The sequence below is a fragment of the Paenibacillus sp. FSL R7-0198 genome (genome assembly GCF_038000415.1).
In the GTDB taxonomy this organism is placed as follows: domain Bacteria; phylum Bacillota; class Bacilli; order Paenibacillales; family Paenibacillaceae; genus Paenibacillus.
Genome location: NZ_JBBOCB010000001.1, coordinates 5,173,158 through 5,198,636 on the forward strand (window position 1 = coordinate 5,173,158; position 25,479 = coordinate 5,198,636).

At 46.6% G+C, this 25,479-nt stretch carries 26 protein-coding genes and 1 other annotated feature; of the genes, 18 read left to right on the forward strand and 8 right to left on the reverse strand.

Translation table 11 applies throughout. The features are described from left to right. Positions 1–11: 11 nt before the first annotated feature. The 5 genes from ligD to ku all read right to left on the reverse strand — a co-directional run bounded on the left by ligD (position 12) and on the right by ku (position 5,320). Entirely contained in the window at positions 12–902 is an 891-nt protein-coding gene (gene ligD, locus MKY87_RS22410) for a non-homologous end-joining DNA ligase (protein ID WP_133386729.1), read from the reverse strand. A gap of 40 nt (positions 903–942) precedes the next feature. Next, entirely contained in the window at positions 943–1,893 is a 951-nt protein-coding gene (locus MKY87_RS22415; RefSeq protein ID WP_133386730.1) for an ATP-dependent DNA ligase, read from the reverse strand. A gap of 35 nt (positions 1,894–1,928) precedes the next feature. After that, entirely contained in the window at positions 1,929–3,041 is a 1,113-nt protein-coding gene (locus tag MKY87_RS22420; RefSeq protein ID WP_340909429.1) for a GerAB/ArcD/ProY family transporter, read from the reverse strand. A gap of 177 nt (positions 3,042–3,218) precedes the next feature. Next, on the reverse strand, positions 3,219–4,088 hold the full coding sequence (locus MKY87_RS22425) for a VOC family protein (RefSeq protein WP_339785650.1): 870 nt from the start codon (positions 4,086–4,088) through the stop codon (positions 3,219–3,221). A 317-nt stretch (positions 4,089–4,405) separates the two neighbouring features. Further along, the gene (gene ku, locus MKY87_RS22430) at positions 4,406–5,320 is read right to left on the reverse strand and encodes a non-homologous end joining protein Ku (protein WP_339785647.1); all 915 of its coding nucleotides are present in this window, start codon (positions 5,318–5,320) and stop codon (positions 4,406–4,408) included. Between the two features lie 263 nt (positions 5,321–5,583). Here ku and MKY87_RS22435 point away from each other — a divergent pair, with 263 nt between their 5' ends. The 7 genes from MKY87_RS22435 to MKY87_RS22465 all read left to right on the forward strand — a co-directional run bounded on the left by MKY87_RS22435 (position 5,584) and on the right by MKY87_RS22465 (position 12,002). Beyond that, positions 5,584–5,880: a hypothetical protein gene (locus MKY87_RS22435; protein ID WP_338592010.1), complete on the forward strand. Its 297-nt coding sequence runs from the start codon at positions 5,584–5,586 to the stop codon at positions 5,878–5,880. Positions 5,881–5,884: 4 nt separating this feature from the next. Continuing rightward, positions 5,885–6,061: an H-type small acid-soluble spore protein gene (locus tag MKY87_RS22440; RefSeq protein ID WP_026081228.1), complete on the forward strand. Its 177-nt coding sequence runs from the start codon at positions 5,885–5,887 to the stop codon at positions 6,059–6,061. A gap of 263 nt (positions 6,062–6,324) precedes the next feature. Next, entirely contained in the window at positions 6,325–6,807 is a 483-nt protein-coding gene (tsaE, locus tag MKY87_RS22445; protein ID WP_340966284.1) for a tRNA (adenosine(37)-N6)-threonylcarbamoyltransferase complex ATPase subunit type 1 TsaE, read from the forward strand. A 2-nt stretch (positions 6,808–6,809) separates the two neighbouring features. Beyond that, positions 6,810–7,658, forward strand: coding sequence for a tRNA (adenosine(37)-N6)-threonylcarbamoyltransferase complex dimerization subunit type 1 TsaB (gene tsaB, locus MKY87_RS22450; RefSeq protein WP_340967526.1), 849 nt, complete (start codon positions 6,810–6,812; stop codon positions 7,656–7,658). A gap of 18 nt (positions 7,659–7,676) precedes the next feature. Further along, the gene (rimI, locus tag MKY87_RS22455) at positions 7,677–8,198 is read left to right on the forward strand and encodes a ribosomal protein S18-alanine N-acetyltransferase (protein ID WP_036668955.1); all 522 of its coding nucleotides are present in this window, start codon (positions 7,677–7,679) and stop codon (positions 8,196–8,198) included. After that, positions 8,195–9,250, forward strand: a complete 1,056-nt coding sequence (tsaD, locus tag MKY87_RS22460) for a tRNA (adenosine(37)-N6)-threonylcarbamoyltransferase complex transferase subunit TsaD (RefSeq protein ID WP_338592017.1) — start codon at positions 8,195–8,197, stop codon at positions 9,248–9,250. Before rimI ends, tsaD begins: the two co-directional genes overlap by 4 nt. Before the next feature lie 516 nt (positions 9,251–9,766). Next, positions 9,767–10,106, forward strand: a binding site (T-box leader). 336 nt (positions 10,107–10,442) lie between these two features. Next, complete coding sequence (locus MKY87_RS22465; RefSeq protein ID WP_339785643.1) at positions 10,443–12,002, forward strand: 2-isopropylmalate synthase; 1,560 nt, start codon at positions 10,443–10,445, stop codon at positions 12,000–12,002. Positions 12,003–12,652: 650 nt separating this feature from the next. Here MKY87_RS22465 and MKY87_RS22470 read toward each other — a convergent pair. After that, positions 12,653–14,611 (reverse strand): ABC-F family ATP-binding cassette domain-containing protein, encoded by a 1,959-nt coding sequence (locus tag MKY87_RS22470; RefSeq protein WP_338592023.1) that lies wholly within the window; start codon positions 14,609–14,611, stop codon positions 12,653–12,655. A gap of 279 nt (positions 14,612–14,890) precedes the next feature. Here MKY87_RS22470 and MKY87_RS22475 point away from each other — a divergent pair, with 279 nt between their 5' ends. The 11 genes from MKY87_RS22475 (at position 14,891) to MKY87_RS22525 (ending at position 22,989) form a co-directional block, all read left to right on the forward strand. Beyond that, positions 14,891–15,529, forward strand: a complete 639-nt coding sequence (locus MKY87_RS22475; protein ID WP_340966286.1) for a 5-formyltetrahydrofolate cyclo-ligase — start codon at positions 14,891–14,893, stop codon at positions 15,527–15,529. 15 nt (positions 15,530–15,544) lie between these two features. Continuing rightward, on the forward strand, positions 15,545–16,048 hold the full coding sequence (moaC, locus tag MKY87_RS22480) for a cyclic pyranopterin monophosphate synthase MoaC (protein ID WP_280530852.1): 504 nt from the start codon (positions 15,545–15,547) through the stop codon (positions 16,046–16,048). Between the two features lie 37 nt (positions 16,049–16,085). After that, on the forward strand, positions 16,086–16,571 hold the full coding sequence (locus MKY87_RS22485; protein ID WP_017690080.1) for a MogA/MoaB family molybdenum cofactor biosynthesis protein: 486 nt from the start codon (positions 16,086–16,088) through the stop codon (positions 16,569–16,571). Positions 16,572–16,778: 207 nt separating this feature from the next. After that, positions 16,779–17,027 (forward strand): twin-arginine translocase TatA/TatE family subunit, encoded by a 249-nt coding sequence (gene tatA / locus MKY87_RS22490; protein WP_036668966.1) that lies wholly within the window; start codon positions 16,779–16,781, stop codon positions 17,025–17,027. Between the two features lie 78 nt (positions 17,028–17,105). Then, positions 17,106–17,888 (forward strand): twin-arginine translocase subunit TatC, encoded by a 783-nt coding sequence (gene tatC, locus MKY87_RS22495; protein WP_192133095.1) that lies wholly within the window; start codon positions 17,106–17,108, stop codon positions 17,886–17,888. A 400-nt stretch (positions 17,889–18,288) separates the two neighbouring features. After that, complete coding sequence (gene groES / locus MKY87_RS22500) at positions 18,289–18,570, forward strand: co-chaperone GroES (RefSeq protein ID WP_017690077.1); 282 nt, start codon at positions 18,289–18,291, stop codon at positions 18,568–18,570. 73 nt (positions 18,571–18,643) lie between these two features. After that, positions 18,644–20,278, forward strand: a complete 1,635-nt coding sequence (groL, locus tag MKY87_RS22505) for a chaperonin GroEL (protein WP_036611259.1) — start codon at positions 18,644–18,646, stop codon at positions 20,276–20,278. A gap of 221 nt (positions 20,279–20,499) precedes the next feature. Next, on the forward strand, positions 20,500–20,922 hold the full coding sequence (locus MKY87_RS22510; protein ID WP_339785637.1) for a hypothetical protein: 423 nt from the start codon (positions 20,500–20,502) through the stop codon (positions 20,920–20,922). A 123-nt stretch (positions 20,923–21,045) separates the two neighbouring features. After that, the gene (locus tag MKY87_RS22515) at positions 21,046–21,282 is read left to right on the forward strand and encodes a hypothetical protein (RefSeq protein ID WP_339785634.1); all 237 of its coding nucleotides are present in this window, start codon (positions 21,046–21,048) and stop codon (positions 21,280–21,282) included. 218 nt (positions 21,283–21,500) lie between these two features. Continuing rightward, entirely contained in the window at positions 21,501–22,553 is a 1,053-nt protein-coding gene (locus MKY87_RS22520) for a flavin-containing monooxygenase (RefSeq protein ID WP_339785631.1), read from the forward strand. A gap of 88 nt (positions 22,554–22,641) precedes the next feature. Further along, a complete protein-coding gene (locus tag MKY87_RS22525; protein ID WP_339785629.1) occupies positions 22,642–22,989 on the forward strand; it encodes a hypothetical protein in 348 nt (115 codons plus the stop codon). Positions 22,990–23,109: 120 nt separating this feature from the next. On the opposite strand, the gene MKY87_RS22530 is transcribed toward MKY87_RS22525, so the two are convergent. Further along, a complete protein-coding gene (locus MKY87_RS22530; RefSeq protein WP_339785628.1) occupies positions 23,110–23,679 on the reverse strand; it encodes a hypothetical protein in 570 nt (189 codons plus the stop codon). 269 nt (positions 23,680–23,948) lie between these two features. Then, positions 23,949–25,376: a VanZ family protein gene (locus tag MKY87_RS22535; protein WP_339785625.1), complete on the reverse strand. Its 1,428-nt coding sequence runs from the start codon at positions 25,374–25,376 to the stop codon at positions 23,949–23,951. Between the last annotated feature and the right edge of the window lie 103 nt (positions 25,377–25,479).

The following is a 25,479-nucleotide window of genomic DNA, read 5'->3' on the forward strand; positions in this document are numbered from 1 at the left end:
GAGGGAGTCGGCTATTTTTTCTTCAAATGTTTGAGAATGAGCTCTACCGGTTGGGGTTCAACAGCTGCGATTAAATCACCGGTTTTGTTCAAACGTTCAATAATGTTCATCAGATGGTAATCCTGGATGGAGACGTTACTTCTAACCTCTTCCCAGGTAAGAGGTGTAGAGACAGTGGCGCCGGATTTGGCACGTGGTGTATAGGGAGCGGCAAGGGTCTTGCCACCGTAATGCTGGAGGTAGTCAAAATAAATGCGGTCTCCACGGTCCTTTTTAAGTCGTTCCAGTGTGAACAGATCCGGGTGCTTTTGAGTGACATATTTGCCCACAAAATAACCGATATCTCGTAATTCATCAAAGGTTACACCTTGAATAATCGGAACAATGATCTGAACGCCTGTTGCGCCCGAAGTTTTGGGAATCGACCTCAGACCAAGGGAAGTCAGGGTTTCGCCAACGATGAGTGCAGCTTGCATGATCCGGGGTTCATGTTCCTGAGAGGGGTCCAGATCAATCATCCATTCACTGGGAAGATGGCTCCCCACAGCATGCAGTGAAGGATGAAATTCAAGTGCGGCCAGATTGCCAAGCCATAACAATTCGGGAAGTCCATTCATGACTACATAGCGGATGCCGTCGTGAACTTCAGTCCGCACATAATCTGGTACAGGCTCAGGGGCATTCTTTTGATAGAAAAATGTCCCTCCAGCACCGTGAGGATACCTTATTGTGGTGAGAAGTCGATTGCTCGTATACGTGAGCAGATAAGGAGCCAGAGCGGCCAGCTTTTGCAGATAGATGGCTTTGGTGACACCCGCATCCGGCCATAACAGCTTGTCTGGGTTCGTGACCGTCAGTTCTATGCCTTCTATTATGATGGTTCCCTGGATCTTGGGGGCCATATGGAATACCTCCTATACGTGTAATCAATCTTGGACTGATTCATTGAAGAAGCTGGTTCGCCAGACAATCCTCACGGGTTACATCCGCGAAGGTCTGAATACTGGGATGGCGTAGAGTATTATGATGAGTTAGCTCCATATATTGCACTTTGACTCCTATTCGTGGTTCGACCCAGGTGGTCTCTGCACTGCGCTCGGGTACATTATGGAACGGCCTGTCCTGCCTGATCAGAGGCTCGACTTGATGTGTGAGTTCCCGCCACGTATTGGAGTTCAGTTTGCCAGTCCCAACATGACCAATATAGACAAAATCAGGCCCATCATATACACCAACCGCGACGGCATTTACAATACCGCTCCGGTACGTGACTCCCCCGATCATGGCATATACATCATGCATAATTTTGACCTTCTGCCAGCGCTGGTCCTTGCCCTGTATGCCATAACTGCTGGTGAGATCCTTGCAGACAATGCCTTCCATCTGATGTTGTCTCATGACCGTAAGCAGGGAAGCAGCATCAAGCGTATTGGTGACCTCCTGAACATGGGGAGCGGTGTTAAGAACCTCGTGCAACAGGCGCTGTCGATCTGCCAAAGGCTGATCCGTCACCCATTTCCCCTCATAGAGCAGGATATCAAATACCATATATGTGACTGGAATCTGATGTATGGCTTGGGCGATGCCTTCGGGTCTGCTCATCCGATCCCGCCGCAGAACGTGATAAAACGAAGGTTTTCCGGTGTCCGGGTCCAGCGCAATAACTTCTCCATCCAAGATGTAAGAGGAGCCTGAACATAAATTACGTGGTGTTACCAGCTCGGGATACTGTGCGGTTCGATCATGTAATCTTCGATTCACCAGGCGCAGCTCATGCCCGTCCTCATAGGCAAGCATGCGGACTCCATCCCACTTAACCTGGGCAATCCATTGCGGACCTGTGGGCAAAGTATCTCTGGAGATAGGTTCGAACGGAATCAACGGTTTGAACATGGGGAACTCCTCTCTCGTACACCAATTAGCGCAGGTTAATTCGGAATTTTACTATATTTTTTGAAGCGGGACTTCATATGTTGCACCAGAATTAGAAGTAACGGAAGTGCTATGCCACAGGTCAGATCCCAATCAATCCAATAGGGAATAACGACCTTGAGATAAAAGTTCTCGTTCGGAGAGATTAGAATAGACATGGCGAGAATAAGCATGGCACCCGGCAGGATCAGAGAACGGTGACTGGACAAGCGAAACAGGTGAGCGACGCCCAGGACAAAACCATAGAAGAACAGAGCGGCTTTGAAGAAAACAGCGATAATCCAGACCGATGCTATGAAGGCTTCGATGCGTTGCATAAAGTTTCCGATATTGATTTTCTGTGAAAGAATGAATGAAGCGAACCAGTGATGCTGGGTCATCCATGGTCCCATAACGAGCAGACACATACTGAGCGTCAGTGTGAGTAACAATCCGCCAATCATTCCTGCTAACAGGATGTCCTTCTCCAGATGGGGCTCTTTTTTTGTGTAGGGAAAAAGCATCATAAAGATGCATAGTTCACAGTAGGGATATGTGAGTACAGCAACAAAACCTTTGAATGGATCAAGAAATCCTTGTGCAAGCACAGGTTGGATGTTGGCCAAATGTACATGGGGGATTAGACATACCGTCAGAATAAGCAGAAACAACACGATCAGAGGAAGAAAGACCTCAGCAGTTTTACCAATGCTCTCCAGACCAGACAGAAGCCCCCAGACAAGCGCACACATAAAAACCAAATGCAGAATCAGTAATGGAGATTCCGGCAAGATCTGGGTAGACATAAAATCGCCAATCTCCCTAATGAACGTTGAGGTACTAAGCAGGAAATAAAAGAGATAAAAAGAGCCAAACAAGGTTCCGATCCAGGGTCCCAGTGTTCGAAGGGCATTTTGAATCAGATTCAACCGGGGATGCAGTTTGTAGGCAACAAGCATAATGAAGAGTATGCCAAGGCCCCCTGCGACTCCCAACAAGGCTGATAACCAGGCATCCTGATGAGCGTAGGATGTGATCATGGAAGGGAAGACCAGAATCTGCTCCCCAATTGTGCACAGGAACATGAGTGAAGCGAGCTGTCTAACAGTCAAACGTCCCTTTTCGATCATGAGGTATCTCCTTAACATATCTTGTCTATGTATTGGTTAGAATGCACCAATTGTGCCAGTTTTATAAAAGCCAACTCAAAAAGCCCGTGCTACCGATCTCTCTGTGATGTAGAGAAATCAGTTACCCGGGCTTAATAAAATGAGGTTAAGCAAACATATGGTAACGCCTAAACAAAATCAGTTCGCAGTTGTCAGACGGATACGAATATTTTGTGGGTCTACCGTAAACCATTTACCCTCCACTTGTGTAACGACTGCACCGGATTGGCGCAATTGTTCAAGTGCCTGATCCAATTGTTCGTTTGTGGCGTACACAATGGTGAAGTAGTCAATTCCTGTAGCGTTATCTGGATTAACAGGTGCATTCACTCCTGCCCAGATATTAAGTCCCAGATGATGATGATAACCGCCTGCGGATACAAATAGTGCTGACATGTTCGCGAAGTTACCCACGATATCAAAACCGAGTATGCCGGTGTAATAGTTGCGGGCTTCTTCCAGGCTGCGGACGTGGAAATGTACGTGACCAATAACGGTGCCAGCAGGCAGCCCCTGCCAAGGTTCATTCTCCGATATGGCAAACAAGCTTTCCACATCAACAGGATCACTTGCCATCACGTAGTTATTGTCGCTATCCCGTTTCCACGTATCACGTGCACGGTCAGCGTAGATCTCAATCCCGTTCTGATCGGGATCGGAGATATAGAAGGCTTCGCTGACCAAGTGATCGCCTTGGCCGATATCGATACCGGATGCAGCCAGATTACGAAGAGATAGACCCAGGGACTTGCGGTCAGGCAGCAGGATGGCGAAATGATACAAGCCAGCGTGTGAGCGTTCCGGCAGGGTAATTCCATCGGTGAGCTCTTCCAATCGCAGCAGGGACTGTTTTCCGTCGGCTGTCAACGTGGCCACTTTGCCACTACGGTCCAGTAATTTCAATCCAACGACATCGGTATAGAACTTAATTGAACGCTCTAGGTTCATAATTCGCAGACTCACTTCACCCAGATGGGTTGTCGCAGGGATTTGATACGTTGTATTCATGATTGTTTCCTCCTGAGAATAGATAATATGGGTTCTCGTTTGATTGTGTATATGCGTTGAAAACGGATTATTTAATTGCATACTGTTGAAGCAGAATTACAGGGTGACTGTATATTCATAAATAAGTTACTTTTCATAAGTTAATATAAAATATAAATCAGCTTTCGTCAATCGTATTTTGCAATTATAGCTGTAGTTGTATTGACAAGAACTGCTTCGATAGTTCTGTAAAACAAAAAAATCCGACTGTGAAGCCGGATCGGAGTAAACATCATGACATGAGTTATATAACGGAATCGGTCTTGCCTGGGCGACAGTCAAACTTTTGGTTTGGGTGTGGCCTTTTTTCTTTTGGTTGGTGCAGCAGGTGTATCGGATTCACCTCCGGCAACCGCTTGAGCAGGCGTTTTTCGCGGTGCACGTTTCTTAGGCTTGGCCGTTGTTGTTCCAGGGTCAGCCGGAATAGGCTTCACGGCCTCGATGCTTGCCTGCAAGGCAGCCATCAAATCCATCACATTGGCTTCAGGTTTGGCTGGAGCAATCTTAATTTCTTCGCCTGCCACTTTGTGCTGGATAAGATCCAGCAGTTTGCTGCGATAGTCATCGGTGTATTTACCGGGTTCAAAAGGCGTGGACAATTGATCAATCAGCAACTTTGCCATCGTAAGTTCCTTTTCATTCACGTTCTGCACTTCCGGCAAGTTGGGCACCTGGGAGACAGGACGAATCTCGTCCGGATAGAAAATTGTCTCCATGGAGAGGCAATCTTCCAGCACGCGTATGGCAGCCAGACTGCTCTTCGAGCGAATGGAGATTTTGGCGATGCCAATTTTACCGGTATCCCGCATCGCGTTCATCAACAGTTGGTAGGCATTTCCCCCAGCCTGATCGGGCGATAGGTAATATGTTTTCTGAAAATAGATCGGGTCAATCTCAGTCAAGTCGACAAAATCCAGTATGGTAATGGTTTTGCTGGTGGAATCATTTAACGCTTCCAATTCATCTTTCTCGAAGAGTACAAACTTTCCTTTTTCATATTCATAGCCTTTGGTAATCTCTTCCCACTTGACGTCCACTTCACAGGATGGACATTGACGAACATAAGCGAGCGGGCTGCCGCAGACTTTATGGATGTATCGCATGGAGATGTCTTTGTCTTCGGTAGCCGAGAACATTTTGACAGGGACATGCACAAGGCCAAAACTGATTGCACCTTTCCAGACGGTATGCATAGATCGGCTCCTTTCATTGAGGTACCTTTTAGAGGTTGTTCAAAAATTCCATCTTCTCGGTACTGAAACCGGACTTTTTGAACACGGATTTATATTTAATAGTATGGGCATCTGGCGCAAGGGATAATCGTCTAATGGACGAACGAATTCGTATGGTTCGGCGAGACTCGGGGATGATAACAGAAACATGCTTGAATTCCTACGGGAAGATGGGCATGGGATAGGTAGTTATTCTCGCAGGGCATATGCCGGGAGGTGCAATATTGAAGAACAGACGTGATGAGGAAGAAGCACACAAGCATGCATTTTCTCCGTATCCTCTTGGGGAAGCCGAAAGCGCTGAAGAATTTTATACACCAGCAACAGATGTGAATTGGGAAGCGGTCACTTCTGAAGAATTGCCCCTTGATCGGGAGTCCTTCATGCTTGACATTGACCGGATGGTGAATGAAGGGTTAGGTGGGGGACAGGTTACGGAAGATAACGGATATATTGGTGAAAGTACAACAGATAGCATGGTTCGAGAATCACATGATGATCCGGAAGGGGAGTATGAATAAGATGATGGATGCAAAGCGCGCCAAAGCGATATATGATTCGAAGGATACCATTGCCGTTACGCTGGAGGGAGATCCAGTCTGGATCGAGAATGTGGATGAAGCGAATGGCATGGCAACCGTTCAGGTTGGCAGCAGACCGGGAAATACCCAGACGGTACGTGTGGATCGTTTGGAGGAGTAGATAGAGGTAACATGATTGAGGATTTGGAGAATGAATAAAAGCTGAAATATATGCCTTGCATGGCCGGTACCGAAAGGTGCCGGTTTTTGGTTTTTCCTGGTGGGTGTCTGAAAACTTCGAAGAAAGGGAGTTTTGAGACACGTCTAATCATGCATGTTTATATTTCGGCTTGCCTCCTTGGATGTTGCGGGGGAAGAAAGGGACCGATATAATAAGGTTCAAAGTGAACTCAGGCGGCTGGACCGCCAAAGGTGGGGCGAATATTGAATCAGACGCACGAGCAGTGGGTGTATCAATCCCATGGCATTGCAGATACAGAAGCACTTGCTTCCGTACTCGCCAGACAGGCAAACGAAGGTATGGTGATTGCTTTGGATGGTGATTTGGGCGCGGGAAAAACGGCATTTTCACAGAAATTTGCCTGGCATTTGGGTGTGCGTGATGTGGTAAGCAGTCCCACATTCACGTTAATCAAGGAGTACGAAGGGCGTTTGCCTTTATATCACATGGATGTATATCGCATTTCGCTGGAAGAAGCGGATGAGCTTGGACTTGATGAATATTTTTATGGAGCCGGAGTCAGTCTGGTGGAGTGGTCAAGTATCATTCCCGAATTGCTGCCGCAAGAGCACTTGCATGTGCAGATTGAAACAACGGGCCTGGAGGATCGAACGATTACACTGGATGGGTACGGCGAGACTTATGCAGCCATGTGCCGACAGTTCAGACAGAATGGAGTCAAATGATGATGGAAGATTTACAAAAAGAGCCGCGTCAGCGGTTTTTGGCGTTGGATACATCCACCGCAGTGATGGCAGCGGCGATGATGGAAGGTCATGCGCTACTGGAAGAGCGCAATGAACGGGCTGAGCGCAACCATTCGGTACATGTTGTACCGGTGATGGAGCAGCTGCTGGCCGCCAGCAACACACAGCCTGGCCAACTGGACGGCATTGCCGTTGGCGTTGGCCCAGGCTCGTACACGGGCATCCGCATTGCGGTGACCGCGGCGAAGACACTGGCCTGGGCATGGGACATCCCCGTAGCCGGGGTGTCCAGCCTTCAGGCCATCGCCTGGGGCGGCTGGCACAGCGGCCTTGCCGCCAAGGCAGAAGCTGCGGCAGAGGATGCCGCAGCAGGGGCTGGCGGAACGCCATCCGCGGACCAGGGCAGCACAGGTGCTGCCCCTGTCCACTGGATCGTTCCGCTTGTGGATGCACGGCGCGGTCAAGCGTGCACCGCGCTGTTTGCCTCCGCCGGGAGCGATGCGCCCCGGCGTCTGGCGCCTGATGCCATCCGCAAGATGGACGGATGGCTGGAAGCCCTCGCCGCCCGCATGGCGGAGGCGGCGCCGGAAGAGCGGCCCGCAGCCGTCTGGATCGTCGGCGAGACGGGCCCTCATGCTGTGGCAGCGGCGGAGCTTCGCTGCCCCGCAGGAACGGCGCTCCAGCTCGTACCTTATGAGCTGGAAGGCCGCTGGGTTGGGCGCCTTGGCGCCGCCGCGCTGCTTGCAGGTCAGCGTGATGACGTGCATGCGCTGGTGCCGAACTACACTCAGCTCTCTGAAGCGGAAGCCAATCTTCTGCGCAAAAGCTGAAGGGGGAGGGGAAAGCAGATGGACAACGTGGCGAATAATAAGCAGGAAGCAACGCTTCAGTTCAGGTTCATGACACTCGCGGATATTCCCGATGTGATGGAGATTGAACATGAGGCCTTTACCCTGCCCTGGACGGAAGAAGCATTTCAAAATGAATTGACACACAATCATTTTGCTAAATATATGGTGATGGAATTGGAAGGCAAAGCCATTGGTTATGCCGGGATGTGGACGATTATGGATGAAGCCCATATTACCAATATTGCAGTCAGAGGCGCGTATCGTGGACGCAAGCTTGGTGAAAAGTTACTGGATGAATTAATGAGTACAGCGGCTTATCTCGGGATGGAACGAATGACGCTGGAGGTCAGAGTTTCGAACAGCATAGCTCAGCGTTTATATCAGAAAAAAGGGTTTGAATCGGCAGGTCTTCGTAAAGGGTATTACTCCGATAATGGGGAAGATGCGATGATTATGTGGGCGAACTTGCCGTCTGCAGGCCGGAGCGGCGAAGAGGAAGGAAGCGTACTGGATTCATGAACGAACTCAATGAAAAAATAAATTCTGCACCATCATACATTTTGGCGGTGGAGACAAGCTGTGATGAGACATCGGTAGCTGTAGTTAAGGACGGACGGGAAGTGCTGTCCAATCTGATCTCAAGTCAGATCGAGACGCACAAGGCATTCGGCGGCGTTGTACCTGAAGTGGCTTCACGCAAACACGTTGAAGTCATTACGTTGATGCTGGAACAGGCGATCGAGCAGTCCGGCATTCGTCCGCGTGATCTGAGTGCGATTGCTGTGACGCAAGGCCCGGGACTGGTTGGGGCATTGCTGGTAGGCATCGTTGCGGCCAAAACGCTGGCGATGGCACTGGGCAAACCGCTTATTGGTACACATCATATTGCCGGGCATATCTATGCCAACCGACTTACTCATGAACTGAAATATCCAGCGATGGCATTAGTCGTATCCGGTGGACATACAGAACTCGTGCATATGGAATCCGAAGGCAAGTTCAAACTGATTGGTCGTACGCGAGATGATGCCGTAGGTGAGGCGTATGACAAAGTAGCACGTGCACTGGGTTGTCCTTATCCGGGAGGTCCGCATGTGGACCGGATGGCGTCTGAAGCGGAGAACGTGGTGCCACTACCACGGGTATGGCTGGAAGCAGGTTCGTATGATTTCAGTCTCAGTGGCCTGAAGTCTGCTGTACTGAATGCGCTCAATCAGGCTAAAATGCGCGGAGAAACCTTGGAGCCGTCTGCGGTTGCACGTGGTTTCCAGGAATCTGTCGTAGAAGTGCTGGTGGAGAAAGCGGTAAGAGCAGTTCGTGAGTATGGTTCACGTCAACTGTTATTATGCGGTGGTGTTGCAGCTAACCGGGGGTTACGCTCGGCATTACAGGAGCGATGTACGAAGGAAGGGCTTGAACTGTTAATCCCGCCAATGGAATATTGTACAGATAATGCGGCCATGATTGGAGCGGCTGCGTATCTGAAATGGCAGCGGGGAGAAATTGCTGAATTTGATGCCAAAGCTGATCCTGGACTTTCTCTGGAGGAATGGTCCGTTCAATCTGTATAGTAAGGCAGTTTGAGATTAAGAGTTGACAGCTGGGATGTAAAGAATGTATATTTAGTTACAAATTTAAACAGGAATTCAGATTCCTGAACTGATAAACGCGATGAACAGGAATAGTAAGGTCAATCCCGGTCTTAGAGAGCTGCGGTATGGTGCAACGCAGTCGAAGGAAACCTGAAACTCACCTGGAAGCGGAACGATGGAACACGGTGACTCCCCGGGAGAATCCGAAGGCCGATTATGGCCCAAAGTACATGGTTACGGGTTGCCTCCGTGAATGGGCCGTTGTCGGTAGGACCGTATTATAAGGATCAACTGACGATAACTGAGGGGGCTTTCAGGCTGCTTCAAGTGATCCGGATATGCGAAAGCATTCAGGGGTTGTCTTGAATGAACAGGAAGGAAGTCAACAAGAGTGGTACCGCGAAGGTGAACAGCCTGTCGTCTCTTGCATTATTGCATGAGGTGGCAGGCTTTTTTTGATTTTCAAAATAAGGATGAATGAAGTTAGGTCATATTATAAATGTGATGAACGGGAGCAGTAGAACGATAAAGCGCTCAGAGAGCTGCGGGGTGGTGCGACGCAGTGGCTGGAATCATTCGAATCTCGCCCGGGAACGGAGCTGTGGAAGCGTGGGGACGATATCAATCGCCCAGTTGTCCTGATGGACAACAACATGTGTTATATAGCAACGGTTAACCCCCGTTATAGGGTGTTTCTCCGAATTCCAGTGGTGTCGTGTGCACATGCACAATCCATTGGATCTCGGAGACGACGAGGTGGATGGAGTCTGGCGCAAGCCTGGCCCATCAAGCAAGAGTGGTACCGCGGAGGGGATAATAACCCGCCGTCTCTTATATGAGATGGCGGGTTATTTGTGTTTGCTGCCGGCAGCAGGGTGGGCATGGGAATGAACCATATGGAGATTGAAAAGTGAGAAGGTCAGGGTGTAAGTCGACGTACACCCTGTCATGAGGGTAAGCAGGATATGCATCGAACGAGCAATGAACATGTAACATCAAGTATAGACACTAAATATTCAACAGGCATTAGTGATCACCAAGGACTAAGCTACAAACGACATACGCGTTTACAAACAAAATATATAACAACAGTGACGGCGATTAGCGGGTGTTCTGTGGCTCATGGATCGTAACGAAAATATTTATAAAAATTTGATGGAGGTTGATGGACATGACAACAACTAATAACAAACGCATGATTGAGATTTTTGATACAACGCTGCGCGATGGAGAACAGGCACCAGGAGCAAGTCTGCAACCCGAGCAAAAGATTGAACTGGCACACCAACTGGCTTCTCTGGGTATCGACGTCATTGAGCCTGGATTCCCGATCTCCAGTCCAGGTGAGTTCGCGGCGGTTCAGGCGATTTCGAGACAGTTGCAGAACGTGGAGATCTGTGGATTCGCGCGGGCGGTCAAAGGGGATATCGATGCTGCAGTTCAAGCAACAGCGGATGCAGCACGGCGCCGAATTCACCTGTTTATCTCTTCTTCGGATATTCATATTGAGCATCAGCTGCGTCGTCCACGTAGTGAAGTAGTGGCTACGGCCCGTGAGATGGTGTCTTATGCACGACAGTTCACGGACATCGTAGAGTTCACAGCCATGGACGCTGCTCGCACCAAGATGGATGATCTGATTGAAATGGTTGAAGTCGCCATTGAAGCAGGGGCCACCATTATCAATCTGCCGGATACCGTTGGTTATGCTCTGCCACATGAGTATGGCGAGATGTTCCGCCGGGTACGTGAGGGTGCAAGAGGTGGCGATCAGGTTCGCTATAGTGCCCACTGTCACAATGATCTGGGCCTGGCCGTAGCCAATAGCTTGGCTGCGATTGCCAATGGAGCTACCCAGATTGAAGTGACCATCAATGGTATCGGAGAACGGACGGGGAACTGTGCACTGGAAGAGCTGATTATGGCGCTGGAGACTCGGGGAGACGCAATTGGTGCAACGACGAACATTAAGCTGAATCAGCTGTATGAGACTTCACGTCAGATTAGCCGGGCGATGCACTTCCCGATTGCGTACAACAAACCAGTGGTGGGACGTAATGCGTTCCAGCATGAATCTGGCATCCATCAGGATGGTCTGCTGAAGAATCGGAACACCTATGAGATTATGGACCCGGAAGCGCTGGGTATTCCGCGCAGCATGATTATTTTGGGCAAACACTCCGGTCGTCACGCCCTGAAGGATCGGGTTCGCAAATATGGTTTTGAGCCGGATGAGCAACAGATGGAGCAATTGTATGAGGTGTTCAAAGAAACCGCAGACCAGCAAAAAGTGGTCAGTGACGACCAGTTATTACAGATGGTTAGCCAGACCATGAATATTCCTGCACAGGACTATGAACTGGTTGAATTGCAGGTGACGGCGGGCAGCATGACGGATCGAATGGCCGCTGTACGTATTCGCACAAGCGCTGGAGAACAATCTTACTCCGCTGTTGGCGGTGGACCCGTGGATGCGACCATTCGTGCGATTGGTCAGAGCATTTCCGATGATATTGCATTTGTTGATATGGAGATGCATGCATTGAGTGGGGGAGAAGGTGCAAGTGCAGAAGCTGTAGTTACCGTGGAGCGTGCAGGGCGTGAGTTCCGGGGGACGGCAACACATAATGATATCGTCATGGCTGCCGGTCTTGCTTATGTAGCGGCTTGTAATGCTGCTGGGCTGAAGGCGGAATCTTCCGAACATCATGAACAAGAAGCACATGCGTAAAACATCTTTGCCAGATCGCATCTACAGCGACAATAGTAGCAATTGCAATTCGATGTAAATATGCATGGCATATAGTAAATAAATGACGGGCAGGCCTTGAACAACAAAGGTCTGCTTTTGTCTTATTATGGAGGTGCATTGAGTAGCAGGAGAATGCATTTGTCAAGGTGTGACTATAGTTATCCACATATCCAGTGTAATTTGTGGGTAACTACCGCAAAGTCAAACCAGTATAGTTTTCGAAAGGAAAAGGGTTTAGGGGATAGAATGACTCCTTACTATCCACAAAGTTGTGGATAAAGTGGATAACTTGGTGGATAAATATGGTTTTTGTGTGTAAAAGGCTATTCTACCGCTGTATAATTAAGCTTATTAATGTGCTTGCTATCTTGCTTTCTTGTGGATAAGTGTGAGGAAAAGGGGGATAAAAATATTTCTCTTCATTCGAGTAAATTTGACAAAAGCCAAAACAGCTTCCTAACCTTCGTAGGTTAGAGTTCAATCTCAAGGAACATACAGAACATAAGGTGCATGGCTTCAATACTCGTCCTCAACAAACAAAAAGCTGATCCCAATAAGGAATCAGCCGGTGGTACAACTATACTTGTATTGGAGTGATCAAGCCATGGTCTGAGTCTGTACTATTCGTACTATTCCATAGCTAGTTCTTCCCAGTCCTCGTATGCCTTGGTGAGTTCTGCTTTGTGTTCCTCCGATTGTTGCTGGAGTTCTTGCAGCTTCATGTAATCCTGATAGATTTCAGGCAGAGCCATCTGTGACTCAAGCTCTGTAATCTTCGTTTCCAACTCCGCAATCTGTTGTTCCAGAGCTTCTTGCTTGCGTTGCCGGTTACGCTCTTCACGCTTCGCCTGTTTTTCCGCTTCGAATGAAGCCGCTCCGGATTTTTCGGTTGTGACTGTGTTCAGATCGGATTTGGACGAGTTCTTGGCCGAAGCCTGACGTGCCTCAGCAGCTTCACGTGCGATGTCCTCAAGCTCCTGTTTTTTCTCCACATAATCATCATAATTACCGAGATAGTGCTCCGTGCCGCCTGGATGAAGCTCGACTATCCGTTCAGCCATTTTATTGAGGAAGTACCGGTCATGGGAGATGAACAGCAGGGTGCCTTCATAATCCATTAATGCCGCTTCCAGCACTTCTTTGGCAAACAGGTCGAGATGGTTCGTAGGCTCATCCAGAATGAGCATGTTGGCTTCCTTCAGCATCAGCTTGGAGAGAGACACACGTGCCTTCTCACCCCCGCTGAGGGAGGAGATCTTCTTGAGTACATCGTCACCGCTGAACAAAAAGTTCCCCAGTACGGTCCGAATGCGTGCTTCTTCCATCCCGGGATAGGCACTCCACAGTTCTTCCAGAACCGTGTTGGACGGATTGAGGCCAGTCTGTTCCTGATCATAATAGCCAATCTGCACTTTTGTTCCCCATTGGATATCTCCATGTACCGGACGTAAACTTCCGGTCAGACACTTCAGCATGGTGGATTTACCAATACCGTTTGGTCCAATCAGAGCAACGGTTTCCCCGCGCCGCAGATCGAAGGAGACGTTGCGGAACAATGGAGAAGCCTCATCATAAGCGACAGACAGCTGATCCACTCGAAGCACTTCCTTGCCGGACATAACGGCGGTTTCGAAGGAGAAATGGGCTTTTTTCAGATCTCCCATCGGTTTATCAAGCCGCTCCATTTTGTCGAGGGCTTTGCGGCGGCTTTGCGCCCGTTTGGTTGTCGAAGCACGTACGATATTTTTCTGAACAAAATCTTCCATCTTCGAGATTTCGCCCTGTTGTTTCTCATATTGCTTCATCTGAGTCTCATATTCGGCAGCTTTGAGTTCCATATAACGGCTGTAATTGCCCGTATATTTTTTGGAGCGGTGCCGTTCGATCTCAACGATGGTTGTTACGAGTCGATCAAGGAAGTACCGGTCATGGGATACCACGAGCAGTGCGCCTGAATAACCTCTTAGATAATCTTCCAACCAAGTAAGGGTGGCGATATCGAGATAGTTGGTAGGCTCGTCCAGCATGAGCAGATCAGGTGCCTGAAGCAAAATACGAGCTAGCGCAAGGCGTGTCTTCTGCCCGCCGCTCAGAGTAGCTATGGGGGTGTCTGGCGAAAATTCGCCGAATCCCATCCCGTGCAGTACGCTGCGAATGCGGGTTTCCATCTCATAACCGCCATGGTCCTTGAACCAGTCGGAGCGTTTCGCATAACGTTCCAGCAGGTCCGCGTACTTTTTCTCGTCATCCATCTGGGCAGGGTCGGCAATGTCGCGTTCCATCTGACGTAAATCGGCTTCAGCCTGTGTCAGGTGAGCAAACACGTTCATCATTTCTTCCCAGATGGTGCGGTCGGATTGCAGCCCGCTGTTCTGAGCCAGGTAACCGAGCGTCGTTTCTTTGGATTTGAAAATCTGTCCCCCGTCATAGGACATTTCACCCGCCACAATTTTGAGCAAAGTGGATTTTCCTGCACCGTTTACACCAACGAGGCCGATGCGCTCGCGTTCTAATATTTGTAAGTTCACGCCGTCCAGGATTGGATCGACACCAAAACGTTTGATAATTCCGGATACTTGCAGCAGCATAAAATTAAGTTCCTCCATAGGTCCAGTTCTTGATATGACAACTATATCCCAGTTTACATGAAATACAGAGCAATTGCACCGATTGGGAACGCATGGGGCATGTAGTCTTTTTGATCAATCAATGATAAACTGAAAGAAGGCATGTTATTACATGAGGATTTTGCAGAAAATGAATCATTTTAACCATTTCAACAAGATGACAACTGGTCATAACATATAAATTGTTTTTAATGAGAGCTTTTTTCTACCTTCCCTATCAACAGGAGGTTATTCAAGGATATGCAGGATCATGCGGAACTGAAAAGTCAGCTTCGATCCAGACTGAGACAGAGCCGTGATTTGATGGATGTAAGCATGCGTCAGCAGGCAATGACTAAGATTAACGCTGGAGTGAAGCGGGAGCTGGAGCGCCTTAGACAGGCCAAGAGTAAGGTCGTGAACAGACCACTCGTTATATTCAGTTATTTGTCCTATGGAAGCGAAGCATCTACAGCTTTTCTGTTTCAAGAGGGCTGGAAACATGGAGATGTGATGCTTGCACCAAAAGTATTGGCGAATCCACCCCGAATGGAGCTACGGCGAGTGACCGGAGAACAGGATCTGGAGCCAGGCATATGGGGGATACCCGAACCTAAGGATTCCTGTGAAGTCCTGACGTCTGAAGATTGGCCTGATATCGATCTCGTATTGGTACCGGGGCTTGGTTATGATCTTCATGGCGGGCGTATTGGTTATGGTGGCGGTTATTATGATCGTTTTGCCGAGACGCTTGCAGCAACATGTGTGATGACGGGCAAGAAACCGTTGATGGCTGCGATGGTATTGCCGGGTCAGCTACAAGAGGAGATCCCGATGGACCTGCTCGATCTGCGGATTGATCTGTTGATAACAACCGAAGGTATATTACATATCGAATAAAGGGTTGTGATGTGATTGAGTTCAGAAGTGAACAACGGCCAGTCTTCGGGTGGCAAACTGACCCATTTTAATGAACAGGGGCGGGCCCGGATGGTTGATATTTCGGGTAAGGAAATTACCGTACGTACGGCTGTGGCCGTAACCAAGGTGACGATGAATCCAGATACACTGGAAGCGATTCGGGAGGGCCGAATCGGTAAAGGTGATGTTCTGGCTGTGGCTCAGATTGCCGGGATTCAAGGCGCGAAGAAAACGTCGGACTGGATTCCGATGTGCCATCCGCTGGCACTGACGGGTGTGGATATTCGTTTTCATGATAACGGAGTGGATGAATTACACATTGAAGTCACTGTCAAAACCGAAGGCAAAACGGGTGTTGAGATGGAGGCGCTCACGGCTGCCTCAGCTGCAGCACTGACGGTCTATGACATGTGCAAGGCCATGCAAAAAGATATGATTATCGGTCCAACCATGCTGAATTCCAAGAGTGGTGGCAAAAACGGTGATTACAGCCGATAGGCAATATTTATTTTCATAGAGGAGAAGGGTGATCTTTATGGTGTGGAGAACAGCAATCCTGACAGCCAGTGACAAAGGAGCCCGCGGGGAACGTGAGGATACGAGTGCACAAGTCATTCGGGAGCTGGTGGAAGAAGAGCTGGGTGGTCAAATCGTGGAGTACCGTATCGTTCCGGATGAACCCGATGAGATTATTGCGGCTTTGATTGAGATGACGGATTATTTTCACGCCGATCTGGTGCTGACTACCGGTGGCACGGAGCTGGCCATTCGTGATATTACTCCGGAAGCGACCCGGCGCGTAATTGAGCGGGAAGTTCCCGGGATGGCAGAGGCCATGCGGTACAGTGTAATGAGCAAAAACCGTTCTGCAATGCTGTTCCGTGGGGTATGTGGCATTCGTGGACGCACGCTGATTGTTAATCTGCCAGGTACGCCAAAGGGTGTGCACGAACATCTGGCTGCCATTATGGATCAGCTTCCGGAAGCGCTGCTGATGGTTACGGGTCAGTTCAAGCAATAATCGAGCATGGACTCTGGGCAAGATATCCGATTCGCCATGACTGTTGTTAGATTGTTCTAGTGACATCTCTTATTTGTGAATTTTGCGGGTTATGTAAGTGGTTACATCTATGGTATGATGGGCTTAAATTAAGAACGCAGCAGAGACATCTATGAACATCTGGCCGAGTATGCGCATCTTCGAAGCTTGAGACGAGGAGGAATATCAATGTTTAGTTCCATTGGACCAACGGGTTTTATTTTGCTGGCCGTGATTGCATTGTTGTTGTTTGGACCCAACAAACTTCCGGAACTGGGACGTGCAGTTGGGCGTACCTTCCGTGAATTCAAAGAGGGCGCTCGCGAGATTATCTCTGAGGATGACTCGTCCAATCGCAAAGAGCAGGAGAAGGCGAAACCGCTGGCGGCTGAGAGCACACCTGCAGACAAGCCTGCTGATAAACGCCTGCCGGAATAATCTTGACGGCAATGAAAGAGAAATCCCTTCCTGCCGGAAGGGTTTTGTATTTTAAGCTGGCAATAATGGGGGGCAGGCATGACGCAGCAAATGGAAGAAATGTCGATTACGGAACATCTGAGTGAGCTGCGGAAGCGGCTGATCTACGTATTAAGTATTTTTGTGCTGGGACTGATTGCAGGATTTTTTGTGGCGGACCCGGTATACCAATATCTGACCAAGGCAGAGTCGGCCAAAGGTTTTGTGTTACATGCCTTCTCGTTCTGGGACGGGATTGGCATCTACATGAAGATTGCCGGTTTGTTTTCACTTATTATTACGCTGCCGTTTACGGTGTATCAGATCTGGAAGTTTGTTAGTCCAGGGCTAAAGCCGCGCGAACGAAAAGCAACGCTGAAGTATGTGCCCTATGTGTTTCTTTTATTTCTGACAGGTATGGCTTTCTCGTATTATGTTATTTTTCCGATGGCACTCGCCTTCACAACAGCGATAACGGAGAAGATGGGACTTGTGGAGACCTATGGGATGAAGCAGTATTTCAGCTTCCTGTTTGGCATTGTGCTGCCTGTGTCTCTGTTATTTGAACTTCCTTTACTTATTATGTTTCTGACAGGACTGCGGATTCTGAATCCAATTCGTCTTCGCAAGATGCGCAGAGTTGCTTATTTTGTTCTGATCTTCATTGCAGTGGTTATTACACCTCCAGACTTTATATCTGATCTGCTGGTGATGATTCCTTTGCTCCTGTTATATGAGATCAGTGTGTTATTATCCGCAATCGTATATCGCAAGCAGCTTGCAGCCGATGAAGAGATCGAATCCCGCTACGTTCGTGCCGAGGATAAGAAACATGTGGGCTGAATGAGGATAAGCTGTAATGTGCCCGGAGAAGACGGTGTGTTCTTATCCGGGCTATTTCTGTAGACTGCCGACCAACACGACAGGACAAGCAGGCATATTATGTTCAACAATGGATACAATGGGAAAGGGACTGTCCGCTAACGTTGCAGAAGGGCTAAACAATTTCGTAGAATAAGATTAGTGAATTGCAACATATAACCAGGCGCAGCGGGTGTAATTTGGTTATGTTCGTGTAAATTCAACGTAAATTCTCGCAGGAATTCGTCAAAAGGACTTGAAATCATGCTTCAAGTTGAGTATCATAAAGTTGGTTGTTAGCACTGAACACTGTCGAGTGCTAATACATATGGCTACAACCTACAATGTAACGTTATATAATTTCAAAAGGAGGCTATTTTTCATGATCAGACCTTTAGGTGAACGCGTATTGGTAGAACCACTGGAGCAAGAGCAAACAACTTCTTTCGGGATCGTACTCCCGGACTCCGCCAAAGAAAAACCGCAAGAGGGTAGAATCATTGCAGTTGGTGCTGGAGTATTGAAAGACGGCGTACGTGTAGCTCTGGAAGTGAAAGAAGGAGATCGCGTTATTTTCTCCAAATATGCCGGTACAGAAATCAAATTCGAAGGTAAAGAATATTTGATTATGAAAGAGAGCGATATTCACGCGATTCTCGACTAATTCAAATTTAATCGGATAACCGAACCATATAGCACGACCATTTTCCAACAAAAACTAGGGAGGTTTTCTTAACATGGCTAAAGACATTAAATTCAGTGAAGACGCTCGTCGCTCCATGCTTCGTGGTGTGGACGCATTGGCTAATGCAGTAAAAGTAACACTCGGTCCTAAAGGCCGCAACGTGGTTCTGGAGAAAAAATTCGGAAGCCCGCTCATCACTAACGATGGTGTAACCATTGCTAAAGAAATCGAACTGGAAGATGCATTCGAGAACATGGGTGCACAACTGGTTAAAGAAGTAGCAACGAAAACGAACGATGTTGCCGGTGACGGTACTACAACAGCAACTGTATTGGCGCAAGCGCTGATCACAGAAGGTCTGAAAAACGTAACTGCAGGCGCTAGCCCAATCGGTATCCGTAAAGGGATCGACAAAGCGGTTAAAGCTGCGGTTGCTGAATTGCAATCCATCTCCAAACCAATCGATTCCAAACAATCCATCGCACAAGTTGCAGCAATCTCTGCAGCTGACGAAGAAGTAGGCGAATTGATCGCTGAAGCTATGGAAAAAGTAGGTAAAGATGGCGTAATCACAGTAGAAGAATCCAAAGGATTCGCTACAGAGCTTGAAGTGGTTGAAGGTATGCAATTCGACCGTGGATACATCTCTCCTTACATGATCACTGATACGGACAAAATGGAAGCTGTTTTGGACAATCCATACATCTTGATCACTGACAAAAAAATCTCCAGCACGCAAGATATCTTGCCATTGCTTGAGAAAATCGTTCAACAAGGCAAACCGCTGGTATTGATCGCTGAAGATATCGAAGGCGAAGCACTGGCTATGCTGGTTGTGAACAAATTGCGTGGTACATTCAATGCTGTAGCTGTTAAAGCTCCAGGATTCGGTGACCGTCGTAAAGCAATGCTGCAAGACATCGCTGCCCTCACTGGTGGCCAATTGATCACGGAAGAACTGGGTCTGGACCTGAAATCCGCTGTTGTGGAACAACTGGGTACAGCTCGTCAAATCCGCGTAACAAAAGAAAACACAATCATCGTTGACGGTGCTGGTAACAAATCCGATATCGATGCACGTGTTAGCCAAATCCGTACACAACTGGAAGAAACAACTTCCGAGTTCGACAAAGAGAAACTGCAAGAGCGTCTGGCTAAATTGTCCGGCGGTGTAGCAGTAATCAAAGTTGGTGCGGCTACTGAAACAGAATTGAAAGAACGCAAACTTCGCATCGAAGATGCCCTGAACGCAACTCGCGCTGCGGTTGAAGAAGGTATCGTATCCGGTGGTGGTACAGCGCTCATGAACGTATATAGCGCGGTTGCGGCTGTAGCTCTGTCCGGTGACGAGCAAACAGGCGTAAACATCGTCCTGCGTGCTCTGGAAGCACCAATCCGCACAATCGCAGCTAACGCTGGCGAAGAAGGTTCCGTAATCGTGGAACGTCTGAAAAAAGAACAAACAGGAATCGGCTTCAACGCTGCAACTGGCGAGTGGGTTAATATGATCGAAGCTGGTATCGTTGACCCTGCGAAAGTAACTCGTTATGCATTGCAAAACGCTGCTTCCGTAGCAGCAATGTTCCTGACGACTGAAGCAGTTATCGCTGACAAACCAGAACCTGCAGGTGCTGGTGGCGGAATGCCTGACATGGGCGGAATGGGTGGAATGGGCGGCATGATGTAATAAAGGTGTAAAAACCTTTAAAGCACCATGTGCCTGGCAGAGTGAATTCTCGTTACGATGTGACAAGAATTTGTGAAGCAGTCACTGTTACAAATTATAAATGAATACAAAAACCACTTCTTAGAAATTATTAAGGAGTGGTTTTTGTGTTATTGAGTATTTTATAATCAAAGTAGTATCAAGAGATATGGAGGTCATATATCATTAAATATATTAGAAAAATGATAGTGGCAGGTTTGCTGTCTACTGCTGTTATCATCTTAATTTATAATTTCACTTCCAATTCTGAAGGAAGATTCGTAAAAGCAAATGAACCTATAAATACTCCATCAACTCCATTAACAGTAATTAATAATGAGAATTTCGCAGGTACTACAAATACGCATCGGTTTGATATTCCGGCAGGATTTAGTTATGTGAAGGTGAGTTTTAAAAACACGGGTTCGAAACACTTCACGTTCACGATTAATAAAGGATCTACTAGTGGAACCGCAATAACGTCTGGAAGTGTTCCAGCAGATGGAAAAGAGCATACATATTATAGTGACAAAGCGTTGTCGACGGGTTTGTATTATGTAAGTACCTCTTCTGCGCAAGGGATGTCTGGCACATTAGATGTTTCTCTGGGAACTGATGTTAATTAAAGATTCGGTAATTCGCTCTAAATGCAGATTTGAAGCCTTGTGATTGAAACCTCGTTCCTATGGTTTCGTATGTACTGTGATACATAGAGAGCTTAATCAGTAACGACTTGAGGAGGAAATGATTTGAGAAAGGGTACAAAGTGGACATTGTTGATTCTGGGCTTGATGCTCGCTGCAATATTTATCAACTTTTTTATGAATCTATATAGCTTTGCTTATGCACTGATTACCGTGCTTTTACTTGCCTTTATGGGATGGGGATTCTTAGCAAAGTTAAAGAACGACGTTCGTCAGCATGAAGATTACCATAGAAGAGAGCACCAATCTGCGATCGATGACATTGATCGATACACCAGGTAATAACTAACGAACGAAAGAACATATCATACTTAGCATCAAAGTTAAGTTATATGCAACCTACGCTGCAATGAGTAAAGGCTCCCGTGAGGGAGTCTTTTTAATATTAAATTTTCTTGAAAAAAGTACTGATCTTTGCATCTATTGCTAAACTGACAGTTGTTAAGTAAAATATACATATGAATAAGTACTCATATATTAATACGTAAATGATATTGGAGATGAGACATATGTATGATGTATTGGTTATCGGAGCTGGGCAAGCAGGCTTGGCAGCAGGTTACTATCTTCAGAGGTCGGGGTTAACCTTTTTAATTGTCGACGCTGCCTCATCTGTCGGGGAGTCTTGGCGTAAACGGTACGATTCCTTGCATCTGTTTACTCCACGAATGTATGATGGGTTACCGGGAATGCCGCTTAGGGGGAATGAAAATGGCCTGCCAAGCAAAGATGAAATTGCAGATTATTTTGAAAGTTACGCCAAGAGAATGCATCTTCCTATAAAGTTAAACTGTGAAATCTCGCGTCTCTCGAAACAAGATAAGGTGTACTATGCTGAAACCAATGATGGAATGATTGAAGCGCACAATATTATCGTTGCGACGGGGCCTTTCCAGACCAAGAATGTGCCTCATTTTGCGAAATTATTATCCGAGAGTGTAATTCAGCTTCATTCATCAGAGTATAAGAATATGTCTCAATTGCTTCCTGGAACAACAGTAGTTGTAGGTGGAGGGAATTCAGGTGCCCAAATCGCCGTAGAGTTAACATCAGATGATAAACAAACCGTATACATATCCATAGCTCGAAATATTACCTTTAGGCCTTTGCATATTATGAGACGAAGTATATTCTGGTATTTTGAAAAGCTCGGAATATTACGTGCAAGTGCAGACCATATGGTTGGAAAATGGTTGCGAAATCAGCCAGAGTACGTCTATGGCTATGAGTTAAAAGAGTTGATGACCCAGGGCAAAATTAACCTGCGCCCACGTGCCATTAATGCAATAGATGATCGCATCCTGTATGAGGATGGTAGTGAGACAGCAGTAGACAATATTATTTGGGCGACTGGGTTCAAACGAAATGATAGTTGGATCGATATCAATACTGCTTTTGATGCCCAAGGTGTAATTATACACGAGAGAGGCGTATCACCGGTTGCTGGGCTGTACTTTGTAGGGTTACCTTGGCAAACATCTCGGGGTTCAGCACTGTTGGGATGGGTTAAATACGATGCTCAGAAGATCGTTAGTCATGTGATTCAAAGGTAAGACACATTATACTAGAGTAGATGCTTAGGAATGATTAGCAAATATCATAACTCACATTTTTGGGTATATTCCTAAAAGGAGGGATTTTATGAAATTATTTAAACTGCCAATCATTCTTTGTGTTATATTACTTTTATCTATTGTCTCAGCTTGTGGTGCGGATGATAGGCTACATGGAAAAAGCGGTAACTGGGATGTGTCTCTTCAGAGATCGACAGGGAGCTATAGGATTACTTATATAGGTGATGAAAAGCGTATAAAAGATTTTGTGTTTGACCTTACCGGCAATAATATAAAACAACAGGGGAAAGCGCTTGAGGAACAAGGGGTACCGTTTAGTATGTCGGGAACGGTTACTGAGGCGGAGAAAACGAAAGACCCGATTACCTTTAAAATGAGTTGGAACAATCAAAGCGAGACTGTAACTTTTGAGTGAATCTCGCATTCGGGAGGTGTTCATCATTGGTTTGGTGGCAACTATTAAACCATTTCTAAAGTACATATATCATACGTTAGGCCGTTCCTTCATGGAGCGGCCTTTTTGCACAATCGTATCTTATTTCGCAACAGTTATTTCAAAAGTCGAGTGATCATGATCCTGTACGTTGAAGCGATATTCCAATCTGTTTCGAACCGTCGCTTCATCAAAATCAGACTGATTCACATCGCGATCCAATAGACCAATATCCTGGATGACATCTTGTGCATCGTTATACGTGTACTCACTATTGGTTGTGAGAATGAGTGTGGCGATAGCGGTCAAAAAAACTCCACCCGTTGGTTCGCTCGTATCACCAGTTCCATATAACCGGACTTCCTGTACGCTCTCATCTGCATTCACTACACCAACCAAGCGCAATTCATCATTGAATATATACTCGAAAGCGCCAGTGCCCTGCTCAGAAGAGTTATTCATATTCAAGCGGGTAATACTCAACCCATTCAGTCGGTATTTGCCTACGGCGCCATTAAACTTGTTTTTAAATTCATCGGTAGTCATATGGAGGCCAGAAAGTTTAATCTGGGGTGAAGTAGCCGGATTTTTTTCTGTTGTAGCGTCACTTGATTCGTGTTCCACCGCCTGATCTATTTCAGACTGAGTAGGGTTCGAAGATAAAGTCAGCATGCCATACAATCCTATTGAAGCAATCGCAAAACAAGCCGTCGTTAGAAAAATATATCTGATCGGGAACCTATTGCCTTTGCAAATAGATAGGATCATCCCAACAACAAATCCCAAGAAAGCGATAAAACCAAGAATGAAAAGAGCGGTAAACGGATATTGCAAATTCTCACCTCGTAATCAAAATAATTTCAACGTTCTAGCACCCCATTTATTATAATGTTCTCATGAAAAACTTCAAACTCATGCATCAAGACACGTAGAAGCTGAAATCAATTCTTTACTGCTGGGATCAAAGCATCCCAATGCTCTCCATTAATCTCTCCTTCGAATCGATAAACTGGCTGATAATAACCTTTTGAGTCATAGGTGTAAGTCAGTTCATACTTGTTCACATGTAGTTTGTCTCCTTTCTTTAAGTTGTTATAGATCGAAAAGTTTCCCTTGGGAATTTCTTCGTATGCTTCAGCCGGACTGATAATATCAACCACTCGCACATAAATATTTTTATTCATAGAGTAAAATAAATTCTGAGGAATCATAGGTTCTGCTGATGGGACAATCATAATTAGTCCGGTATCATAATCGCTGTCACCCTTCGCGATATCTGTAACTGTGTTTTCGATATCCCATCGAACCGTGTCTCCATTTTGCGTGCTGAATATCGCTTTCTTAGGCAATAAGTCATTCTGAGTCAACCAACTGCCATACTCTTGTCCTTGTTTGATTAAATCTTCCGGTTTTACAGGAGTGCTTGCTTCGATATTAGATGCCAGCCACCATGTGCCGCTACTGACGTCATAATTAAAGGTATATTCTGTTCCCGTATTGTCAAGAAAAGTCCAAATTCGGTTGTATCCATCAATAGATATGCTACCTTTCTGATGTAATTCAAAATAATCCTTCATTAGAGAGGCAACTCGTTTGGCATATTCCAGGTTGTGAATTTCACTACTGCGATAAAGAGACACTTTCTCGGCCTCATCAGGTAACCTTGTGTTAAGCGTGATTTCGACTTGATTCATATTTTGAGAAATAGCTGGACGTATGGAGAGATTACCAAGTTCTTTGTTGTGATAAATGATAAAAGCACTGGAAAAAAGCATCGTAAAAACTAGTGGTATGCAGAGTGCCTTCCATAGTGATCTTAAGGTGATCTTTCTTTGCTCAACACTGTCGAGGATCGCTCTCATCAACAAATATCCTGCCACACTACCTAGTGTATTATGTAGAATATCATCAAGTTCAAATATCCCCCTGCCGGTGCTCATTTGAAAAATTTCGATACCCAACGTTACCAACAGCGATATGAGTAGCACGGGCTTAACGTGACGCGTTTTCATTCCGATATGCGGAAGTATGAAACCGAGTGGTGCGAACATCAACATGTTAAAAATGATGAGCTGGAATTCGCTCAACGACCATTGATTCCATGCATTTATATAGCCACTGAATAGCTCTAAATTGATCCAACCCTCATAATTAGCTCCTCTGCTAAATGTGGTTAAAGTCATGACAATAACAAACCAACCCAAGAGCAAAAATGACGCTATAAATTGCCTGCGGGCTATGCTTCGTTTACCCCCTCTTTTTTTGTATGCAATATATACGGAATAAGTAATACCGATTACAACAACTCCCGCAGCCAATGCAATAGCTAAGATAGGCAATATTCTGCCTATAATCTGTATTAGATCCATTTGTAACCCCTCCATTTATTTTATATATTCATTGTCAGCATCTTGTTGGTTTAAAGTATAATCAATGTTGGTTGTAACTCCTATGTATCTATCTTTCACGAAT